Origin of the sequence: Streptomyces sp. CGMCC 4.7035, assembly GCF_031583065.1 — a bacterium.
Taxonomy (GTDB): domain Bacteria; phylum Actinomycetota; class Actinomycetes; order Streptomycetales; family Streptomycetaceae; genus Streptomyces; species Streptomyces yaanensis.
Map to the genome: position 1 here is coordinate 7,728,106 of NZ_CP134053.1, position 19,012 is coordinate 7,747,117.

The 19,012-nt window shown below is 69.9% G+C and carries 17 protein-coding genes and 1 tRNA gene; 9 read left to right on the forward strand and 9 right to left on the reverse strand.

From position 1 onward, the window contains the following. Positions 1-135: 135 nt before the first annotated feature. Positions 136-209, reverse strand: a tRNA-Thr gene (locus tag Q2K21_RS33990). Between the two features lie 245 nt (positions 210-454). On the opposite strand from Q2K21_RS33990, the gene Q2K21_RS33995 reads away from it, so the two are divergent. From Q2K21_RS33995 to Q2K21_RS34005, 3 genes are all read left to right on the forward strand, one after another. Then, positions 455-1,543: an ABC transporter ATP-binding protein gene (locus tag Q2K21_RS33995; RefSeq protein ID WP_310779396.1), complete on the forward strand. Its 1,089-nt coding sequence runs from the start codon at positions 455-457 to the stop codon at positions 1,541-1,543. Positions 1,544-1,749: 206 nt separating this feature from the next. Continuing rightward, positions 1,750-2,196: a hypothetical protein gene (locus tag Q2K21_RS34000; RefSeq protein ID WP_310779399.1), complete on the forward strand. Its 447-nt coding sequence runs from the start codon at positions 1,750-1,752 to the stop codon at positions 2,194-2,196. Between the two features lie 124 nt (positions 2,197-2,320). After that, entirely contained in the window at positions 2,321-3,052 is a 732-nt protein-coding gene (locus tag Q2K21_RS34005) for a nucleotidyltransferase family protein (protein WP_310779402.1), read from the forward strand. Positions 3,053-3,143: 91 nt separating this feature from the next. Here Q2K21_RS34005 and Q2K21_RS34010 read toward each other — a convergent pair whose 3' ends face one another. From Q2K21_RS34010 to Q2K21_RS34035, 6 genes are all read right to left on the reverse strand, one after another. Continuing rightward, positions 3,144-4,871 (reverse strand): DoxX family protein, encoded by a 1,728-nt coding sequence (locus tag Q2K21_RS34010; protein ID WP_310779405.1) that lies wholly within the window; start codon positions 4,869-4,871, stop codon positions 3,144-3,146. Between the two features lie 140 nt (positions 4,872-5,011). Beyond that, entirely contained in the window at positions 5,012-5,953 is a 942-nt protein-coding gene (rlmB, locus tag Q2K21_RS34015; RefSeq protein WP_310779408.1) for a 23S rRNA (guanosine(2251)-2'-O)-methyltransferase RlmB, read from the reverse strand. A 97-nt stretch (positions 5,954-6,050) separates the two neighbouring features. Beyond that, positions 6,051-7,448 (reverse strand): cysteine--tRNA ligase, encoded by a 1,398-nt coding sequence (gene cysS / locus Q2K21_RS34020; protein WP_310779411.1) that lies wholly within the window; start codon positions 7,446-7,448, stop codon positions 6,051-6,053. A 145-nt stretch (positions 7,449-7,593) separates the two neighbouring features. Next, complete coding sequence (gene ispF / locus Q2K21_RS34025; protein ID WP_310779414.1) at positions 7,594-8,115, reverse strand: 2-C-methyl-D-erythritol 2,4-cyclodiphosphate synthase; 522 nt, start codon at positions 8,113-8,115, stop codon at positions 7,594-7,596. Then, positions 8,105-8,857 carry a 2-C-methyl-D-erythritol 4-phosphate cytidylyltransferase gene (ispD, locus tag Q2K21_RS34030; RefSeq protein ID WP_310779419.1) on the reverse strand — a complete coding sequence of 251 codons (753 nt, stop codon included), beginning with the start codon at positions 8,855-8,857 and terminating at the stop codon, positions 8,105-8,107. The genes ispF and ispD overlap by 11 nt, the downstream gene beginning before the upstream one ends. 378 nt (positions 8,858-9,235) lie before the next feature. Then, positions 9,236-9,718 carry a CarD family transcriptional regulator gene (locus Q2K21_RS34035; protein ID WP_003953493.1) on the reverse strand — a complete coding sequence of 161 codons (483 nt, stop codon included), beginning with the start codon at positions 9,716-9,718 and terminating at the stop codon, positions 9,236-9,238. A gap of 678 nt (positions 9,719-10,396) precedes the next feature. On the opposite strand from Q2K21_RS34035, the gene Q2K21_RS34040 reads away from it, so the two are divergent. Beyond that, the gene (locus Q2K21_RS34040; RefSeq protein ID WP_310779720.1) at positions 10,397-11,038 is read left to right on the forward strand and encodes a copper chaperone PCu(A)C; all 642 of its coding nucleotides are present in this window, start codon (positions 10,397-10,399) and stop codon (positions 11,036-11,038) included. 202 nt (positions 11,039-11,240) lie between these two features. On the opposite strand, the gene Q2K21_RS34045 is transcribed toward Q2K21_RS34040, so the two are convergent. Together Q2K21_RS34045 and Q2K21_RS34050 are read right to left on the reverse strand one after the other, a co-directional pair. After that, positions 11,241-11,921, reverse strand: coding sequence for a two-component system response regulator PhoP (locus Q2K21_RS34045; RefSeq protein WP_007382946.1), 681 nt, complete (start codon positions 11,919-11,921; stop codon positions 11,241-11,243). Beyond that, positions 11,918-13,222 (reverse strand): two-component system sensor histidine kinase PhoR, encoded by a 1,305-nt coding sequence (locus Q2K21_RS34050; protein WP_310779723.1) that lies wholly within the window; start codon positions 13,220-13,222, stop codon positions 11,918-11,920. Before Q2K21_RS34050 ends, Q2K21_RS34045 begins: the two co-directional genes overlap by 4 nt. Positions 13,223-13,467: 245 nt before the next feature. Between Q2K21_RS34050 and phoU the strand changes: the two genes are divergently transcribed. The 5 genes from phoU to Q2K21_RS34075 all read left to right on the forward strand — a co-directional run bounded on the left by phoU (position 13,468) and on the right by Q2K21_RS34075 (position 18,921). Continuing rightward, positions 13,468-14,157, forward strand: a complete 690-nt coding sequence (gene phoU, locus Q2K21_RS34055) for a phosphate signaling complex protein PhoU (RefSeq protein WP_310779725.1) — start codon at positions 13,468-13,470, stop codon at positions 14,155-14,157. A 178-nt stretch (positions 14,158-14,335) separates the two neighbouring features. Next, entirely contained in the window at positions 14,336-14,488 is a 153-nt protein-coding gene (locus Q2K21_RS34060; protein WP_310779726.1) for a hypothetical protein, read from the forward strand. Positions 14,489-14,866: 378 nt separating this feature from the next. Beyond that, positions 14,867-17,302: an N-acetylmuramoyl-L-alanine amidase gene (locus tag Q2K21_RS34065; protein ID WP_310779727.1), complete on the forward strand. Its 2,436-nt coding sequence runs from the start codon at positions 14,867-14,869 to the stop codon at positions 17,300-17,302. Positions 17,303-17,704: 402 nt separating this feature from the next. Next, a complete protein-coding gene (locus Q2K21_RS34070) occupies positions 17,705-18,208 on the forward strand; it encodes a lactococcin 972 family bacteriocin (RefSeq protein WP_310779729.1) in 504 nt (167 codons plus the stop codon). Between the two features lie 215 nt (positions 18,209-18,423). Then, a complete protein-coding gene (locus Q2K21_RS34075) occupies positions 18,424-18,921 on the forward strand; it encodes a hypothetical protein (protein ID WP_310779731.1) in 498 nt (165 codons plus the stop codon). Positions 18,922-19,012: the final 91 nt, after the last annotated feature.

The window sequence follows — 19,012 nt, forward strand, 5'->3', positions numbered from 1 at the left end:
TGATCATTGTGTTGAGTGCGGAACCCCCCGCTCCGATCCGCTCACGCACCGCACACACAAACGGCCCCGGACCAGGAGTCCGAGGCCGACTGAGCGCCTCCCCGGGAAAAACCCAGGTCAGCGCGGTGTGCACAGAGCCCCCTGTCGGATTCGAACCGACGACCTTCGCTTTACAAGAGCGGCGCTCTGACCAGCTGAGCTAAGGAGGCATGCGCAGGGCGAGGCAAGTGTGCCCATGTGCGCTCGTGCAGTGTACCCAGGTCGCGGGCGAGCCCTGTCGAAAATTTCCGCGAAGTTCACAGTCCCTCGGGTACTGACAGAGCAGGCAAACGCCAGGTACCGTCCTGAGCCAGTTCGCTCTCGTGGACTACACCACAACGGAACCCCGTAGTGGACACCACCTTTACAACGGATCGTCCGGCACGTTCCTGCCGGTGAAGGGGGCCCATTCACCATGGCCACTGTCACGTTCGACAAGGCGACCCGGATCTACCCGGGTTCCACCAAGCCCGCCGTCGACGGCCTCGACATCGAGATCGCGGACGGCGAGTTCCTCGTCCTGGTCGGCCCGTCCGGCTGCGGCAAGTCCACCTCGCTCCGGATGCTCGCCGGCCTGGAGGACGTCAACGGCGGCGCCATCCGCATCGGTGACCGCGACGTCACGCACCTGCCGCCCAAGGACCGGGACATCGCCATGGTGTTCCAGAACTACGCCCTCTACCCGCACATGACGGTCGCCGACAACATGGGCTTCGCGCTCAAGATCGCCGGCGTCAACAAGGCGGAGATCCGGCAGAAGGTCGAGGAGGCCGCCAAGATCCTCGACCTCACCGAGTACCTGGACCGCAAGCCGAAGGCGCTCTCCGGTGGTCAGCGCCAGCGTGTCGCCATGGGCCGCGCCATCGTGCGTGAGCCGCAGGTGTTCCTCATGGACGAGCCGCTGTCCAACCTCGACGCCAAGCTCCGCGTGTCGACCCGTACGCAGATCGCGAGCCTCCAGCGCCGCCTCGGCATCACGACCGTGTACGTCACCCACGACCAGGTCGAGGCGCTGACCATGGGCGACCGGGTCGCGGTCCTCAAGGACGGTCTGCTCCAGCAGGTCGACACCCCGCGCAACATGTACGACAAGCCCGCCAACCTCTTCGTGGCCGGCTTCATCGGCTCCCCGGCGATGAACCTCATCGAGGTCCCGATCGCCGACGGCGGCGTGAAGTTCGGCAACAGCGTCGTCCCGGTCCAGCGCGACGCGCTCTCCGGCACCACCGACAAGACGGTCACCGTCGGTGTCCGCCCCGAGCACTTCGACGTGGCCGGCGCCGACTCCGACCAGGGCGTCGCGGTCACCGTGAACGTGGTCGAGGAGCTGGGCTCCGACGCGTTCGTCTACGGGACCGCCAAGGTCGGTTCCGAGTCCAAGGACCTCGTCGTGCGCGTCGGCGGCCGTGACGTCCCGGAGAAGGGCAGCACGCTGCACGTCGTCCCGCGCTCCGGTGAGACCCACGTGTTCTCGACGTCGACGGGCGAGCGCCTCTCCGACTGAGACGAGCGCCTCTCCCACGGGACAGGTTGACGAAGAGGGCCCCGCGGTCTGCCGCGGGGCCCTCTTCGTTATCGAGAAACACCCCGGCAAACAGGGGTATTTCGATCGGTGTACGTCAACCCCTTACCCCGAAATCACCGCTTCCTCATCCCCCGAACCGGTGACTAAATGTCGCCAAATCACTACCCCGCGCTACCCTCACTCGCGTGAAGCACTCCACTACTCCACGAACACAGCGCGGCCGCGGCCCCGCCCGCCGGATCGGCCGCACCCTCGCCCTCGTTCTGCCCGTCGTCCTGGTGCTGTCCGGGACCCTCGCGGTCGCCAGCGTCAACTGGTCGGGGAGCTCTTCGAGCTCGATGCTTGCCGCCTCCTCCGAAGACGTCTCCACCCGCGCCGCCTCCCGCGCCCCGCAGGACGTGCTGCGTGACAAGCTCCTGCTGGAGCTCCAGGAGAAGAACCCGGGCGTCGCGCTCACCCACCTCCAGCAGGCCGTCAACGGCCGCCCGTCGCTGGCGAAGCACTGCGCGTCCATCGCCCGAGCGCTGGGCCGCGCCGCGGTCCGGGTGTACGGCCCCTCGCGCGCCCAGTCCTACGCCCGCCCGGTCTGCGACACGTCCTTCGCCTCGGGCGTGGCGACACGGCACGGCTGAGGCGGCCTCGGCCCCGGGCCCCCGAGCGGCCCGGGAGGCGGCCGACACCGCGGGCCCACCGGGTGAAAGCCGGTGGACGCCTGCCGCCCGAAGTCACGCACGGGGCGCGACGTACAGTTCGGTCATGACCGATCCGAACGCCGCCTCGCGCCCCGTTCAAGCCGTCATCCTGGCCGGCGGCCAGGGCTCACGGCTGCGCCCGTACACCGACGACCGGCCCAAGCCGATGGTGGAGATCCCGGGCACCGGGACCCCGATCATCGGCCACCAGCTCACTTGGCTCGCCGAAGAGGGTGTCACGGACGTCGTGGTCTCCTGCGGCCATCTCGCCGACGTTCTGCAGGGGTGGCTGGACTCGGCCGACCTGCCCGTCCGCGTCACCACGGTCATCGAGACGGAGCCGCTCGGACGCGGCGGCGGCCTGCGGTACGCCGCCGAGCACCTCCCCCACCCCGACAAGCCGTGGTACGCGACGAACGGCGACATCTGGACGCGCTTCTCGCTGCGCGACATGGCGGACTTCCACACCGAGCGCGACGCGGTCGCCACGCTCGCCCTGGCCCGCCCACGCATTCCCTGGGGCGCCGTGAAGACGGACGGCTTCGGCCACATCACGGACTTCATCGAGGCCCCGCCGACGACGTACGAGATCAACGCGGGCGTCTACGTCTTCTCCCCCGAGTTCGCCAAGATGCTCCCCGAGCGCGGCGACCACGAGCGCACCACGTTCCCCCGCCTGGCCCGGGAACGCCGCCTCGCCGGTTTCCCGCTTCCGCAGGGCGCGTACTGGCGGGCCATCGACACGGCGAAGGACCTCACGGAGGCGGCGAAGGAGCTGGCGGCGCTCGGGCGTTGACGCCCACCGCCCACCGCCTTCTTTCCGCTCCGCACACGGGTGGGGCCCCGCGCACCGAGTGCGCGGGGCCCCACCCGTGTGACGGTCCGGGCTATCCCAGCAGCCCGCCCACCAGATGGTCCGAGCCTCCGGAGCTGCCGCCGCCTCCGCCGCTGCTCGCCCCGCCCGTCGGGCCTCCCGTGCCGCTGCCGCCCGAGGACGACGGGCCCGCGCTGGTGCTCGGGGCCTGCCCCGCCGGCGCCGAGTGCCGTGACGGGGCCTGGCCCACCGTGCCCTGGGTCTGGCTCGGCCGGCCGCCCGTGGCCGCGCCGGTCGCGCCCGGCGTCGTGGCCGCGCTGGACGGCGACGACGTCGTGCCCTGTGTCGGCGACTGCGAGGCCGAGGGGCTCGCCTTGTGCTGCCGCGCCTCCGGACTCTTGGGCAGCGGCGAACCCGGCAGTTCGTTGCGCGGCGCCTCGCCGGGTCCCGGTACGACCACGCGGTCCGCGTCCCGCACCGCCCCGCCGAGCAGCGACCCGATCAGCAGCGTCAGCCCGGTCACGAGCGCCGTCATCAAAGCGCCCCGGCGCAGCACGTACAGCCGCAGCTCCCAGATGTCCGACCGCGGCCCCAGCCTGCGCCAGGCGCTGCCCGCGAGACGGCCGTCCACGGAGTACACCGGCGCCCCGGCGATGACCAGCGGCGACCAGGCGGCGAGATAGATGATGTCGGGCGTGTCGTACGCGGGAGAGGTCTTCCAGCTCACGGTGACGATCAGCGCGGCCGACAGCAGCGCACCGAGCGTGGCGGCGACCCGCTGCCACAGGCCGAGGACCGTGAGCACGCCCACGATGACCTGGAGGAAGGCGATGACCAGTCCGGTGCCGACGGGGTGCTGGAGCCCGAACTGCCGCAGCGGCTCGGCGGCTTCCCAGGGGTGCAGCGTGTTGAGCCACTTCACCATGGAGCCCCGCTCGCCGCCGTCGAAGTAGACGGGGTCGCAGAGCTTGCCCATGCCGGCGTAGACGGAGATGGAGCCGAGGAAGATGCGCAGGGGCAGCAGTACCACGCCGAGGTTCATACGACGGCCGGGATAGTAGGCGTGCCGTACGCCCCCCGCGGTCGGTGTCAGGGTGCCGGCGTGCCGCTCGACCGGGTGCTCCCGCTCGCCGGCCGCGTCGTCGTCCCCGAACTCCCCGTGCCCATAGGCGAGTTCGTCGTACGCGGGCTCGTCGTAGGCCGGTGCGCCGTAGGCGGACTGCTCGTAGATGGGCTCGTCGTACGCGCTGCCCGCGCTCCGCATGTGCGGCAGCAGCGGGGGCTCGCCGTAGCCGTGGCCGCGCGGGCCGCCGATGACCGGCGTCTCGATGGTCGAGGTCAGGCCGTCGTCATAGCCCCCGGTCCCCGGCAGACCGTCGACGCCGACGCGCGGGATGACCTGGGTCGCGCCCGCGTCGACGGCCGGTTCCTCGCCGTAGCCCACGCTAGTGCTCCGCACGGCCTGCAACAGCCGGTGGGCGCCGGAGTCGTCGGGCGCGGACCGTCCGCTCCAGACGACGGGCCGGCGACGGCCACCGGCGGCGCCGGGCGCGCCCGCTCTGCCCGCCGCACCGGCGACGGGCATACGGACGCCGTCGTGGGTGGCGCTCGACTGCCGTGCGACCCGCGGGGACTGGGCGCGCCGCGCCGACGCGCCCAACTGCACGCGGAAACTCGCATGATTGACGATGACCTGCGCCGGATCGCTCGGCACCTTCACCATGCTCAACGCGGGAGTCTCGTCGAATCCCGACGAGCGGTCCCCCGTGGGTGTGCGGCGTGTTCTGGTCTCCACACTCATCTAACCGAGTGACGTGTGGTTAGGACACTGCTTTGACCGCGCGGATCTGTCTGGACCCCGTCAAACTTGTCCGGAACGACCGGATTGCCCCGTATGGGCGAGGGCATGAACGCCTGTTCATGCCCTCGCAGCCGTCGCCGTCATGCGCGCCGGCGGGCCGCCTCATACAGGACGATCCCCGCCGCCACACCGGCGTTGAGCGACTCCGCGCCACCCGGCATCGGAATCCGCACCCGGAAGTCGCAGGTCTCGCCGACCAGCCGGGACAGACCCTTGCCCTCGCTGCCGACGACGATGACGACCGGGCCGTCCAGGGCCTCCAGTTCGCCGAGTTCGGCCTCGCCGTCGGCGGCGAGGCCGACGACCACGATTCCGGCCTTCTTGTACGCCTCCAGGGCACGCGTCAGGTTGGTGGCGCGCGCCACGGGCGTACGGGCGGCCGTACCGGCGGACGTCTTCCACGCACCGGCGGTCATACCGGCCGCGCGCCGCTCGGGCACGACGACGCCGTGACCGCCGAAGGCGGAGACGGAGCGGACGACGGCACCGAGGTTGCGCGGGTCGGTCACGCCGTCGAGCGCGACGATCAGCGGGTCCTCGCCGTCGTCGTAGGCGGCGTTCGCCAGGTCCTCGGGGTGGGCGTACTCGTAGGGCGGGACCTGGAGGACCAGTCCCTGGTGGTTGAGCCCGTTGGTCATGCGGTCGAGCTCGGGGCGCGGGGCCTCCATGAGGTTGATGCCGCCGCGCTCGGCGGCGAGCTGGAGGGCCTCGCGGACGCGCTCGTCGTTGTCGATGAACTGCTGGACGTAGAGGGTGCTCGCGGGCACGCCCTCGCGCAGCGCCTCGACGACCGGGTTGCGGCCGACGACCAGCTCGGAGGACGACTTGCCGCCACGGCCGCGCGGCGCGGGACGGCGTACGGCCTGCTTCGCCTTGGCGTTGGCGATGCGGTTCTTCTTGTGCCCCTTGCGCATCTCGGCGGGCGGAGTCGGGCCCTTGCCCTCCAGGCCCCGGCGTCGCTGTCCGCCACTGCCGACCTGCGCGCCCTTCTTGCCGGACATGCGGCGGTTGTTCGCGGCCATGACCTACCTGTCTGTTGAAGCTTTCGTACGTACGTCTATGCAGTGTGCCGCCCGGAGGGCCGGGCGGCACAATCGATCTTCGCCGGTCGCGGCGGGCTCAGCGCGGGCCGAGCGTCCAGCGCGGGCCCTGCGGGCTGTCCTCGATGACCAGCCCGGACTGGTTGAGCTGGTCGCGGATGGCGTCCGCGGTGGCCCAGTCCTTGCGGGCACGAGCCGCCTCGCGCTGCTGGAGCACAAGGCTGACGAGGCTGTCGACGACACCGTGCAGGTCCTCGCCGCGGTCGCTCTCGCCGCCCCACTGCGCGTCGAGCGGGTCGAGGCCGAGGACGCCGAGCATGGCCCGCACCTCGGCGAGCCGGGCCACGGCGGCCTCCTTGTCGTCGGCGGCCAGCGCGCTGTTGCCCTGCCGGACGGTGGTGTGCACGATGGCGAGCGCCTGCGGCACGCCCAGGTCGTCGTCCATGGCCTCGGCGAAGGCGGGCGGGACCTCGGCGGACGGCTCGACGACGCCCGCCTTCTCCACCACGCGCTGCACGAAGCCCTCGATGCGGGCGAACGCGGACTCGGCCTCGCGCAGGGCGTCCTCGCTGTATTCGATGGTCGAGCGGTAGTGCGGAGTGCCGAGGTAGTAGCGCAGCACGATCGGGCGCCACTGCTTGACCATCTCGGAGACGAGGACGCTGTTGCCGAGCGACTTGGACATCTTCTCGCCGCTCATGGTGACCCAGGCGTTGTGCACCCAGTACTGGGCGAAGTCGTCGCCGAACGCCTTGGCCTGGGCGATCTCGTTCTCGTGGTGCGGGAAGATCAGGTCGAGGCCGCCGCCGTGGATGTCGAAGGCGGAGCCGAGGTACTTGTGCGCCATCGCCGAGCACTCCAGGTGCCAGCCCGGACGGCCCCGGCCCCACGGGGTCTCCCAGTCGGGCTCGCCCGGCTTGGCCGCCTTCCACATGGCGAAGTCGCGCGGGTCCCGCTTGCCGGTGATGCCCTCCTCGGCGGGCTGCCGCATCTCCTCCAGGTCCTGCTTGGACAGCTCCAGGTAGGAGGGCCAGGAGCGGACGTCGAAGTAGACGCTGCCGTCCGCCTCGTAGGCGTGCCCGCGCTCGATGAGGGCGCGCATCATCTCGACCATCTCGGTGACATGGCCGGTGGCACGCGGCTCGTACGTGGGCGGCAGGCAGCCGAGCACGGTGTAGCCGTCGTTGAAGGCGCGCTCGTTCTCGTACCCGATCGCCCACCAGGGGCGGCCCTGGTCGGCCGCCTTCCAGATGATCTTGTCGTCGATGTCCGTCACGTTGCGGACGAACGTGACGTCGTAGCCGCGGTACTCGAACCACCGGCGCATGATGTCGAAGTTGAGCCCCGAGCGGATGTGCCCGATGTGGGGCGCCGCCTGCACGGTGGCGCCACACAGGTAGATCGAGACACAACCCGGCTTGAGCGGGGTGAAATCACGGATCTGCCGGGCGCTGGTGTCGTACAGGCGAATAGTCACGAGTCCAGGGTAGTGGGCGGAGGGTAGTGCCTCGCGACCCCTTGCGGCCAAGGGCCACGTATTCGTGACATCCCGAGGACCGTCTCCCAGCGGGCTTCGCCCGGCCTGGATCACCGGTGACTCTCCAGGGCACCCCCGCACGCGCTCAGCTCACCCGCACCACGAGCGCCGTGGCGATCGCCATCAGCCCCTCGTCACGGCCCGGGAAGCCGAGGCCGTCCGTCGTCGCGCCGGAGACGGAGACCGGGGCGCCCGCCGCCTCCGAGAGAATCTTCTGTGCCTCGTCCCGGCGCTTGCCGATCTTCGGGCGGGGGCCGACCACCTGGACCGCGATGTTGCCGATCGTGAAACCCGCCTCGCGGACGATCCGGGCGGCCTCCGTCAGCAGCGTGACCCCGGACGCGCCGGACCATTCGGGCCGTCCGGTGCCGAAGTGCTGCCCCAGGTCACCGAGACCGGCCGCCGAGAACAGCGCGTTGCACGCGGCGTGCGCGACCACGTCCGCGTCCGAGTGGCCGGCCAGGCCCGGCCCCTCCCCCTCCCACTTCAGGCCCGCGCACCACAGCTCCCGCCCCTCCTCGAAGGCGTGGATGTCGGTGCCGATGCCCACCTGCGGCAGCAGAACGCCACCCGGCGGGAACCGGACCTCGGCTCCGTCAGAAGCCATCGTTCAGCCTCCTGCGCGCCAGGACCGCCTCCGCCAGGACCAGGTCCAGGGGGCGCGTGACCTTGAAGGCCTCCTCGTGGCCGGGAACCACCACGACCCGCTCCCCCAGCTGCTCCACCATGCTCGCGTCGTCCGTGACGTCGTCCGCCACCGTCTCGTGGGCCCGCATCAGCGTCGCGCGGTCGAAGCCCTGCGGTGTCTGCACCGCGCGCAGCCGGGCGCGCTCGGGCGTGGCGACCACCGGCTCCGGCTCGCCGGGCGTGCCCGCAGGCGCGACCTCCTTCACCGTGTCCGCGAGCGGCAGCGCCGGTACGACGGCCGGCGCGCCCTCCCGTACCGCCTCGATGACCGCGTCCACCGTGTCCACCGGAACGAGCGGACGGGCCGCGTCATGGACGAGGACGATCTCGTAGTCCGGCGGCAGCGCGTCGAGGCCGAGCTTCACCGACTCCTGCCGTGTGTCACCACCGGGGACGACCAGGAAGTCGGTCCGCTCCGGCAGCGCGTGCGCGTCGAGCAGCGACTTGACCTCGGCCACCCCGTCGGGCGGGGCCACGACGATCACGAGCGAGACGGCGCGGGACGCCGCCATCGCGCGCACCGCGTGGATGAGCATGGGCGTGCCGTTCAGCGCGCGTAGCGCTTTGGGGGCGCCCGGACCAAGGCGTACGCCCCGGCCGGCGGCCGGAATCACTGCAGCAGTACGGGCCCCCGCAGGCGAAGGGCGCGAATCGTCAGACATCGGTTCCTGTCAGGTTTGTGTGCTCGGCCGGGATGGGTATGGCCACAGCGTGCCGGGCGCGACGCCTTGACCGGACCCTTCCGTGACTTCTGGTCGAGCCAGCTGCCCGGGCCCGGCACGCCAAGTATCGGGCCAGAAGGATTCAACACGGCCCCGCCGGCCTACGCCGGGCACGGCTCCATGGTTCGGCAAGGCTTCACCGTTCGGCAAGGCTTCACCGTTCGCAAGGCTCCACGTTCCCGCGTCCGGGTGCGGACATGCCGCAGCGCCCGGCGACAGCTACTGCGTCATCGGGCACCACGGCATGTACATGTGTGCTGCACGCCGCTCCGTCCGCCCCGCTCCTGATGTCGGGGAGCGAGCGGCACGGAATGGGCGTCAGGACGCGAGAACCTCGTCGAGCAGGGCCTCGGCCTTGTCCTCGTTCGTGTTCTCCGCGAGGGCGAGCTCGCTCACCAGGATCTGCCGGGCCTTGGCGAGCATCCGCTTCTCACCCGCGGACAGTCCGCGCTCCCGCTCACGACGCCACAGGTCACGGACGACTTCCGCGACCTTGATGACATCGCCGGAGGCGAGCTTCTCGAGATTTGCCTTGTAGCGACGCGACCAGTTCGTGGGCTCCTCGGCGTACGGCGCGCGCAGCACCTCGAAGACCCGGTCCAGCCCGTCCTGACCGACCACATCACGCACGCCGACGAACTCCGCATTGTCCGCTGGCACACGCACCGTCAGGTCGCCCTGGGCGACCTTCAGCACCAAGTAGGTCTTGTCCACGCCTTTGATCTGGCGAGTTTCGATGGCCTCGATCAGCGCGGCCCCGTGATGGGGATAGACCACGGTGTCGCCAACCTTGAACGTCATGTGACAGGTACCCCTTCCGTGGCTATCCAGGGTAACACGGAAACCGCGTGTTCTGAATGGCGTTTTCGCAGGTCAGGGCATATCTCGGGGCTTGACAACCGCAACAGGAACGTGCTTCGAGCCGCGAACGGAAGAGGGTATTCGCAGGTCGGAGCGGCTCTGCGGGCGGGGTGAAACCCACACGTTACACACATCGGAAGCCTCGAACCAGGGGTCGATCGTCCACTTTTGTCCCGCTCCAAGCACTCGACTTCCGCTACTCCGTTCGGTACCCGGAGTCGGGTACGCGACGAATCCGGAATTGATCAAGGAGACCGATGATCCCCGGTTGTTGTCCCCGTGATCAATTTCGCTCCGTCCCGCATTCCTTACGGGAAATCCCGCGCCGGGAGTGGGGACGCTTATGTGAATGGCAGACCAACTCAAGGTCAAAGCGGCTGATGGGACGCAGGGCGAAGTGTGCGCCCGGGGCAGCCGCGCGGGGGGCGGTACGGGCCCTGGACCGGCGGGCAATGCAGGCCCTGGACCGGCGGGCGGGGCGGGCTACGGACGGGTAGGGGCGGGTCGGGTGCGGCGGCCGGGGAACGGCTCGGTAACCTAAGGCCGCTGACAGACACTTAGGGCGGCTTTATCAGGGGGTCGCCCTGCTCCGCCCACGTACAAGGAGTTGCCGCCGCCGTGAGCAGCAGCCTTCGACGCGGCGCCCTCGCCGCCGCCGCCATCGCGTCCTCGATCGCCTCGCTCGCCGCGTGCGGCGCCGGCAACAACAGCCAGACGCTCGAGATCAAGCCGGACAACGCGGCGACCAGCGTCGGCGACATCAAGATCCAGAACGCGCTCGTCATCACCCAGCCCGACCAGGCCAGCGGCCCGGCCGTGATCTCGGCGACCGTCTTCAACACCGGCCGCACCGCGCAGACGCTGGACTCGGTCAGCGTGGAGGGCGACGGCACCGCCGCCCTCTCGCCCGCCAAGGGCCAGGGCAAGCTGACCGTCCCGGCCGGCGGCTCGGTCGTCATCGGCGGCAAGGACAACGCCTCCGCCGTCCTGAACGACCTCGGCTCGGGCGTGCAGGACGGCAACGCGCAGAAGGTCACCTTCACCTTCAGCAAGACGGGCGACGTCAGCCTGCGCGCGTTCGTCGTCCCGGCCGAGAGCTACTTCGACAAGTGGGGGCCGAGCAACATCCCGTCGCCGAGCGCCACCGAGACGGCGACGGGGACCGCGACCACGACGTCGAGCCCGAATCCGGGCGGGACGATGGAGGGCGCCGCCTCCGCGAGCGCGACGGCGACCGGGTCGAGCTCTCCCGGGCACTGAGACCGAGGGCCCTCGTACGCACGACGAGCAGGCCCCTCCTCCGCACGAAGGGCGGCACCCCTCCAGGGGGTGCCGCCCTTCGTTGTGCTGTACGCGCGCGGGAAGCGTCGTGGCATCTGTACGCGTGCGTGAAGCATCGTCGTGCTGTACGCGCGTGAAGCGTCCTGGCGCCTGTACGCGCGCGTGAAGGCCGTTTCCCGGCTTACGGCTCGAACTTGTAGCCGAGGCCGCGGACCGTCACCAGGTAGCGCGGGGCGCCCGGGTCCGGCTCGATCTTGGCGCGCAGACGCTTGACGTGAACATCGAGGGTCTTGGTGTCGCCCACGTAGTCGGCGCCCCAGACCCGGTCGATGAGCTGCATACGGGTCAGGACGCGGCCCGCGTTGCGCAGCAGCATCTCCAGGAGGTCGAACTCCTTGAGCGGCAGGTCGACCTTCGAGCCGGAGACCGTGACCACGTGACGGTCGACGTCCATCCGCACCGGACCGGCCTCCAGCGCGGCCGGCGTCACCTCCTCCGGCTCGCCGCGACGGCGCAGGACGGCCCGGATACGGGCGACCAGCTCACGCGAGGAGAACGGCTTGGTGACGTAGTCGTCGGCTCCTATCTCCAGCCCGACCACCTTGTCGATCTCGCTGTCCTTGGCGGTCACCATGATCACCGGGACGTTGGACCGGCCACGCAGCTGACGGCAGACCTCCGTACCGGGCAGACCGGGCAGCATCAGGTCGAGCAGGACGAGATCGGCGCCGTTGCGCTCGAACTCGTCGAGGCCGTCGGGCCCGGTGGCCGCGATGGCGACCTCGAAGCCCTCCTTGCGGAGCATGTAGGACAGGGCGTCGGAGAAGGACTCCTCGTCCTCGACGACGAGCACTCGGGTCACGGAAGGACCTCCGGGGCGGGAAGCGGTTCGTACGGGGATGAGACGGTGGTCGTCCGGCCGGGCCGACCGTCCTCTTCTTCGAGGTATTCGAGGTCTTCGAGGTCTTCGAGGTCTTCGTGGCCGGAGGGACGGTCGGTCGCACGGTCGCGGGACGCGCCCGCCTCCGGCAGCCGCAGGGTGAAAGTGGAGCCCTGTCCTTCCGAGCTCCACACCGTGACCTCCCCGCCGTGCGAGGCGGCCACATGCTTGACGATCGCGAGGCCGAGGCCCGTACCGCCCGTGGCACGGGAGCGGGCCGGGTCGACGCGGTAGAAGCGCTCGAAGATGCGCTCCTTGTCCTTGTCGGAGATGCCGATGCCCTGGTCGGTGACGGCCAGCTCGATCAGGTCCCCGCCGGGCACGGCCACCCTGCGGGCGGCGATGCCGACGCGGGTGCGGGCGGGCGAGTAGTTGACGGCGTTCTCCACGAGGTTGCCGAGGGCGGCGGCCAGCTGGCCGCGGTTGCCGTACACATGCAGGTCGGCGGTGCCGCCGGCGGCCATCGTGATCTGCTTGGTGCCGGCCTGGTGGCGGCAGCGGTCGATGGCCTCGGCGACGAGTTCGTCGACGCGCACGGGCTCGGCGTCCTCCAGCGGGTCGTCGTTCTGCACCCGCGAGAGGTCGATGAGTTCCTGCACGAGGTTGGTCAGCCGGGTCGCCTCGATCTGCATCCGGCCCGCGAAGCGCTCCACGGCCTCGGGGTCGTCGGAGGCGTCCATCACGGCCTCGGAGAGCAGCGACAGAGCCCCCACCGGCGTCTTCAGCTCATGACTGACGTTGGCCACGAAGTCGCGGCGCACCGCCTCGATCCGACGGGCCTCGGTGAGGTCCTCGACGAGCAGCAACACCAGCCGAGAGCCCAGGGGCGCCACGCGGGCGGACACCGCGAGGGCCTCCCCGCGTCCGGTGCCGCGGCGCGGCAGGTCCAGCTCGACCTGGCGTATCTCGCCGTCGCGCCGGGTGTCGCGCGCCATCTGGAGCATCGGCTCCACGGCGAGCTTGCCGCCGCGCACGAGCCCGAGGGCGTACGCCGCGGAGCTGGCCTTCACGACGGAGTCGGCCTCGTCGAGTACGACGGCCGAGGACCGCAGCACGGACAGCACCGTGTCCACGCCCGGCGGAAGCACGGGGTCGGTGTGCAGGGAGGTGCGGGTGGGGCGTTTCTGGTCGCGCTCGCTCCAGCGGAACGCCAGCATGGCGATGACACCGGTAAGCACCCCGGCGATCGCTGCCGCTGCGGCGACCGCCGCGTTCACGTCCATGCACCCAGGTTAGGCACGTCAGGACGCTTACCCACAGCCATCGGAGTGGGACCTCGAACACTCGTCGCCCAGAGTTCACCTTGGAGCCAGTAATGGTTCATTTGGGATGCCGGAAACAGTCTCGTACGGGCCGGAACGTGGGAGCGTGGGGTAAGTACGGGTGTCGTATGGCCGCCGTGTTCGTCATGGTGACGACGGCCCCCGGCCCCCGGCCCCCGAAGCAGACGTAAGAGAGGGACACCCTGATGCGGGACGCGTACCACGAGGAACTTGACTCGATCGGCGAGGGTCTGGTCGAGATGGCCCGGCTCGTCGGGTCGGCGATCGGGCGCGCCACGACGGCGATCCTCGACTCCGACCTGAAGCTGGCGGAGGCCGTGATCGAGGCCGACACGAAGGTCGACGACCTCCAGCACGACCTGGAGGCGCGCGCGATAGCTCTCCTCGCCCGCCAGCAGCCGGTGGCGACGGACCTGCGCATCGTCGTCACGTCGCTGCGGATGAGCGCCGACCTGGAGCGCTCGGGCGACCTGGCGCAGCACGTCGCGAAGCTGGCCCGGCTGCGCTTCCCGGAGCGCGCCGTCCCGCAGGACCTGCACGCCACCATCCTGGAGATGGGGCAACTCGCCCAGCGCCTGATGGCGAAGGCGGCGGAGGTCATCATCACGAAGGACGTCGACCTGGCGATGCAGCTGGAGCAGGACGACGACGAGATGGACCTCCTGCACCGCACGCTCTTCCAGCACCTGATCGACGACCGCTGGAAGCACGGCATCGAGACGGCCGTGGACGTCACCCTGCTGGGCCGCTACTACGAGCGTTACGCCGACCACGCGGTCGCGGTGGCGAAGCGGGTGGTGTTCCTGGTGACGGGTGAGCACGCGGACGAGCTCCAGCAGGAGATCCAGCCGGTGACGGGCACCGAGGGGGTCTGACCGGGGAGCGGGCCTTCGGCGGGCTTCGGCCGGGCGTGAACGGTGCTTGCCAGGCCTCCGCGGGGCTTGAAGGCCACCTTCGGGGCGCGCGAAAGCGCCTGTGCGCCGTTGATGCGCCGGTGGGGGCGGGCATGAAATAGGCACAGGCACGAGTCTCGACAGCCTCGAGGAGGGCCCCATGGCCGAGACCCCCACCACGCCCGACCCCACGCAGGAGCGCGAGACCCAACAGCCCGTCGAGATCACTAGCCTCCCGCTGGTCGGCGCGTGCGGCTGCGGCTCCGGCTGCGGGTGCGGGTGCCAGTCGGGCGCGCCGTGCCAGTGCGGCTGATGGCGTAGGGCGCACGGCGCGGAACGTCCCGTAGGACGGCGACCGCGTAGGACGACGATCCGTAGGACAACGAAAGAGCGAGTACGACGACGAAGGGCCCCGGCGCGAAGCCGGGGCCCTTCGTCTCTCCCCCGGCATCGCGGCTGTGACGTTTCAGCACCCTCCCGCGCTGGACGTACGGGGCACCTGTGTTACAGCTGTGCCCACACGATAGAAGTGATGCCAGGGGGATGAGCGTGACTCCGCGTGCGGCACGTCACCGAGCCCCCTGATGGACATGTATGTGGCCTGTGATGCCACTTTCTCCAGGGTGGGGCATTGAGTACAGAGCACAGAGGTGGGCGCGCGCGTCGCGCGGGGTTGAGGACGCGCACGTGGGTGGCGCTGGGGGCGGTCGTCGCGGGAGGTGGCGTCGCGGTGGTGGCCGTCGGAGCGGCCGGATCCAGCGGCAGTGCCGGAGCGTCTGACGTAGCGGAACCGATCAAGACGCATGTGCACTCGCTGCCCCTGACCGGGGCCGCGTCGCTCAAGGAGCTGGGGGCCAGGTCCACGACTCCCTTCAGCATGGTGGGTGTCACCTGGACCGGCGCAAAGGCCAAGCTGCGCGGAACAGTTGAGGTACGGACCCGCTCCGCCGTGAGCGGCGACTGGACGAAGTGGCTGCAGATGCAGCAGCCGGACGCTATTCCGGACGCTGCCGAGCAAAACCGTCCCGGGGTGCGCGGCGGGATGGCGCCGTTGTGGTCGGGGCCGTCGAACGGGATCCAGGTCCGCGCGACCGGCTCGCACAAGGCGACCGCACTGCCCGCCGGCCTGCGGGTGGACCTGATCGATCCGGGCAAGGCCGCCGCCGGCACCAAGGGGAAGTCGGGCTCCGGCATGGGCCTCGCGGGCTTCGCCATGGACGGAACGGCCACCGACAGCGCCACGCCGGTGGACAGCGGCACCGCCACGCCGCCGGACAGCGGCACCGCGACGGACACGGCCTCGGCGACGGCCACCGCCACGGACAGCACCGGCACGCCGGACTCCACGCCTCCGACGGACTCCTCCTCCCCCACCGGCACCACCTCCACGCCGACGGCCACGGCCTCCGACTCCGCTTCGGCGTCCCCCGGGGCCTCCGACTCCACCTCGCCGAGCCCGTCCACGAGTGCCTGGCCGAGCCAGCTTCCGACGACGGCCGAGGCGTACCCGTCCTGCTCGTCGACCGCCTCGGCGTCGCCGGCCCCGCCGAACCCGATGCCCGCGTCGACCACCTCGACGGTGGCACCGCCGAAGGTGGTCACCAGGGCCGGCTGGGGCGCGGACGAATGCGACCGCGAAACCGGCTACCCGTCGTACGGATCGTCGGTGAAGGTGATGTTCGTCCACCACACCGACACCCCCAACAACTACGCCTGCTCGGACTCGCCGGCGATCGTGCGGAGCCTGTACGCCGCGCACCTCAGCCAGGGCTGGCGCGACCTCGGCTACAACTTCCTGGTCGACAAGTGCGGCACCATCTTCGAGGGCCGCTTCGGCGGGATGGCACTGCCGGTCGTGGGCGCCCAGACCTACGGGTTCAACACCAACAGCATGGGCGTGGCCGCCATCGGCACCTACACCGACCTCAGCGGCGGTGACTCCCAGGAGAGCCCCTACACCGGAGCGGCGCCGAGCACGGCCCTGTTGAGCTCCATAGCCCGGATCGCGGCCTGGAAGTTCGGCATGACCGGCGTGAATCCCGCCACCGGCACCGCGTACCTGCCCGAGGGCGCCTCCAACAGCTCCGGCTTCACCCTGGGCACGAACTACAAGTTCAACGTGATCTCCGGGCACCGCAACGGCTTCGCCACCGACTGCCCCGGCAACCAGCTCTACGCCGCCCTCGGCACGATCCGCTCCTACGCGGCCGGCCCGGTCAGCGCGGTCACCGTCACCGGAATGTCCGGCGGGGCCGTGAAGTCCGGGACGAGCTACTACACCAAGGGCTCGGCGACGGTGAGCTGGACGACCTCCACGCCATCCACGGTGATCTCCGGGTTCGACGTCCTGGTCGACGGCAAGGCCGTGGCGCACGCCTCCGGCACCGCCCGCTCCGCCTCGATCTCGGTCGCCGCCGGCAGCCACACCGTCCAGGTGCGCGCCACCCACGTCCGTGGGTCGACCACTCTCTCCGACGGAGCCACCCTGGTCGGCGACACCACCGCCCCCACCTTCTCGACCGCTCCCGCCATGACGACGCGCACCGGCACCGTGAACTCCACGGCGGTCCCGGTGTCGGTGACCTGGAAGGCCGCCGACAACGCGGCGCTGGCCAAGGTCCTGGGGACCGCGCCGTCGTCGGCCACCTTCGGCCCGACGGTGGCCTCCTGGTCGGCCACGGCCAAGCCCGGCGCCTCGGCCCTCTTCTCCCTGAAGGCGTACGACGTGGCCGGTAACACCCGCAGCGGCTCCGTGTACGGGACGCCGAACATCATCCAGGAGACCTCCACCACCCGCACCGGCGCCTGGACCCGCAAGAGCAGCAGCAGCTACCTGGGCGGCTACTCCTACAGCTCCTCGTCCGCCAATGCCTCGATCAGCTGGACCTTCACCGGACGCTCGGTGGCCTGGGTCGTCTCGCGGGCCTCCACTTCCGGCCAGGCGTACATCTACGTCGACGGCACCAAGGTCACCACGGTGGACCTGAAGTCCTCCACCACCCAGTACCGCCAGGCGATCTGGACCAAGAGCTGGTCCAGCTCCGCCAAGCACACCGTGAAGATCGTCGTGGTCGGCACGGCGGGCCGCCCGGCCATCACCACCGACGGCATCACCACCATCGGCTGACCAGCCACCCCGCCGGTCCGGCCCGCACCACCTTGCGGGCCGAACCGGGGGCGAGCGCGTCGAACCGCAAGCGGCACCGACGCCTTGCCCAAGCACGCTGAAAAAGCCCCCTCCTCACGGCAATGCCGCGGGTAGGGGGCTTCTTCAGTGGAAGGTCGGGACGGCGTCGCCCAGTCCCAGCGCTGCTCGGTCGTCCTGCGGCGCAGCTCGTGTGTTCGGCGTCGAGTTCCTCCAACTCGTCGAGCGCTGCCACACGTTCGTTGGCCCCGCCCGTGAATACCACCGCCTGACAACGGTTTCAGGCCGTGCCGGGGCCGTAAATTGGCCAAGCCTTGACCGCCGCAGCGCCCTCGTAGAAGATCCCTCCCAGCCTCCGATAGCGGGGGTGGAAAAGGGGGAAACGTGAAAAGGTTTGGAAAGTCAATACTCTTCGGCATTTCGGGCGCCGCGCTTGCGGTTTCCGGCTTTGCCAGCCCGGCGGCGGCCTACGGCCCTCAGAGCGGAACCGGTACCGGCGATACCGTGGTTGAGGCCAGCGGCGGCCTCATAGCTGGGCAGCCCGTCATCCACAAGAGGGGTGACGGCGTCAAACCGCCGGCGGAGCTGGGTAACCCCTCCGAGTGGGGCGTGGTAAAGATAGAAATCAAAAATTCGGCCGTTCAGGCGAAAGATAATACCTGCGAGACTGTGACTCATGGCAAGTGGTGCTATGGGTCCGAATCGATGTCGGGTGGAACTAAAAAGAAGTGCTACTCGAACTACATCGCGGATGTGAAGCACAAGTCAACGGTCAGGGTCGTCAACATCGACCATTCAAGTGGCTGGGTGGCAAAGGGGGAGACTTCCTACGCCAACCACACACAAGGTGCGGCCTACACCTGCTATGCATATTACGATAATGCATAAATTTGTCCGTTGTGATGAGGGTTGACCTCCCTCGGGTGGGCCATTACTCCGGGCTTGCACGGGCCCGGAGTAATGCCGCATTGGGACCGGAAGGGGAGAGGGTGAACTTTTGGGGTGCTCGGGCCGCTTCGTTTGCGGTGCCACTCGGGCTTGGCTTGTTGCTTGGCCTGATAGGGCCTGCCGCTGAGCATTGGGGCGGCCGTCCAGGTGCGGCCGTGGGCGCCGTTTTCACCGGCGGGTGGCCGTGGGCCTGTTACGCGTTTCTGGTGGGTTATTTCCGCCGGTCTAAAATCGAATCGGTTGTTCTCGCGCCTCTGGGGCTGGCTATCGGTGTCGTGACCTACTACCTGACCAAGGGAAGCCTGGCCTCCCTGGGTGGACTGGATTCCTCAGGTGCGGGATCATCCGGAATTGCCCTCTGGGGTGTGCTGTCACTCTTCTTCGGAGCACCCCTTGGCCTCCTGGGGAACGTCGCGCAGGTGCCGGGCATCGGCGGCCTGTTCTTCCGGCTGCTTATTCCCCTGGTGGCTTTTTATGAGACTTCCATGCGTCTGGAGACGGAGTCGCGCGGGCCGAGTCAGGTTGTTCTGGGTACCTGGACCACCGTTCGGTTCACGGCTGTTGCCGTGGCGGTCGCTCTGGTGGGCCACACGGTCTGGGGTTGGTGGAGGTCTCGCCGTATTCGTTCCGCCGGGGTCGGCGTCGGCCAGTGAGGTGTTTCAGCGTGGCCACTGAGGTGTTTCAGCGCGGCCGCTGATCGAGTGACGACGTAACCGTCCGCGACGGACAAGGCTCCCGTGCCGT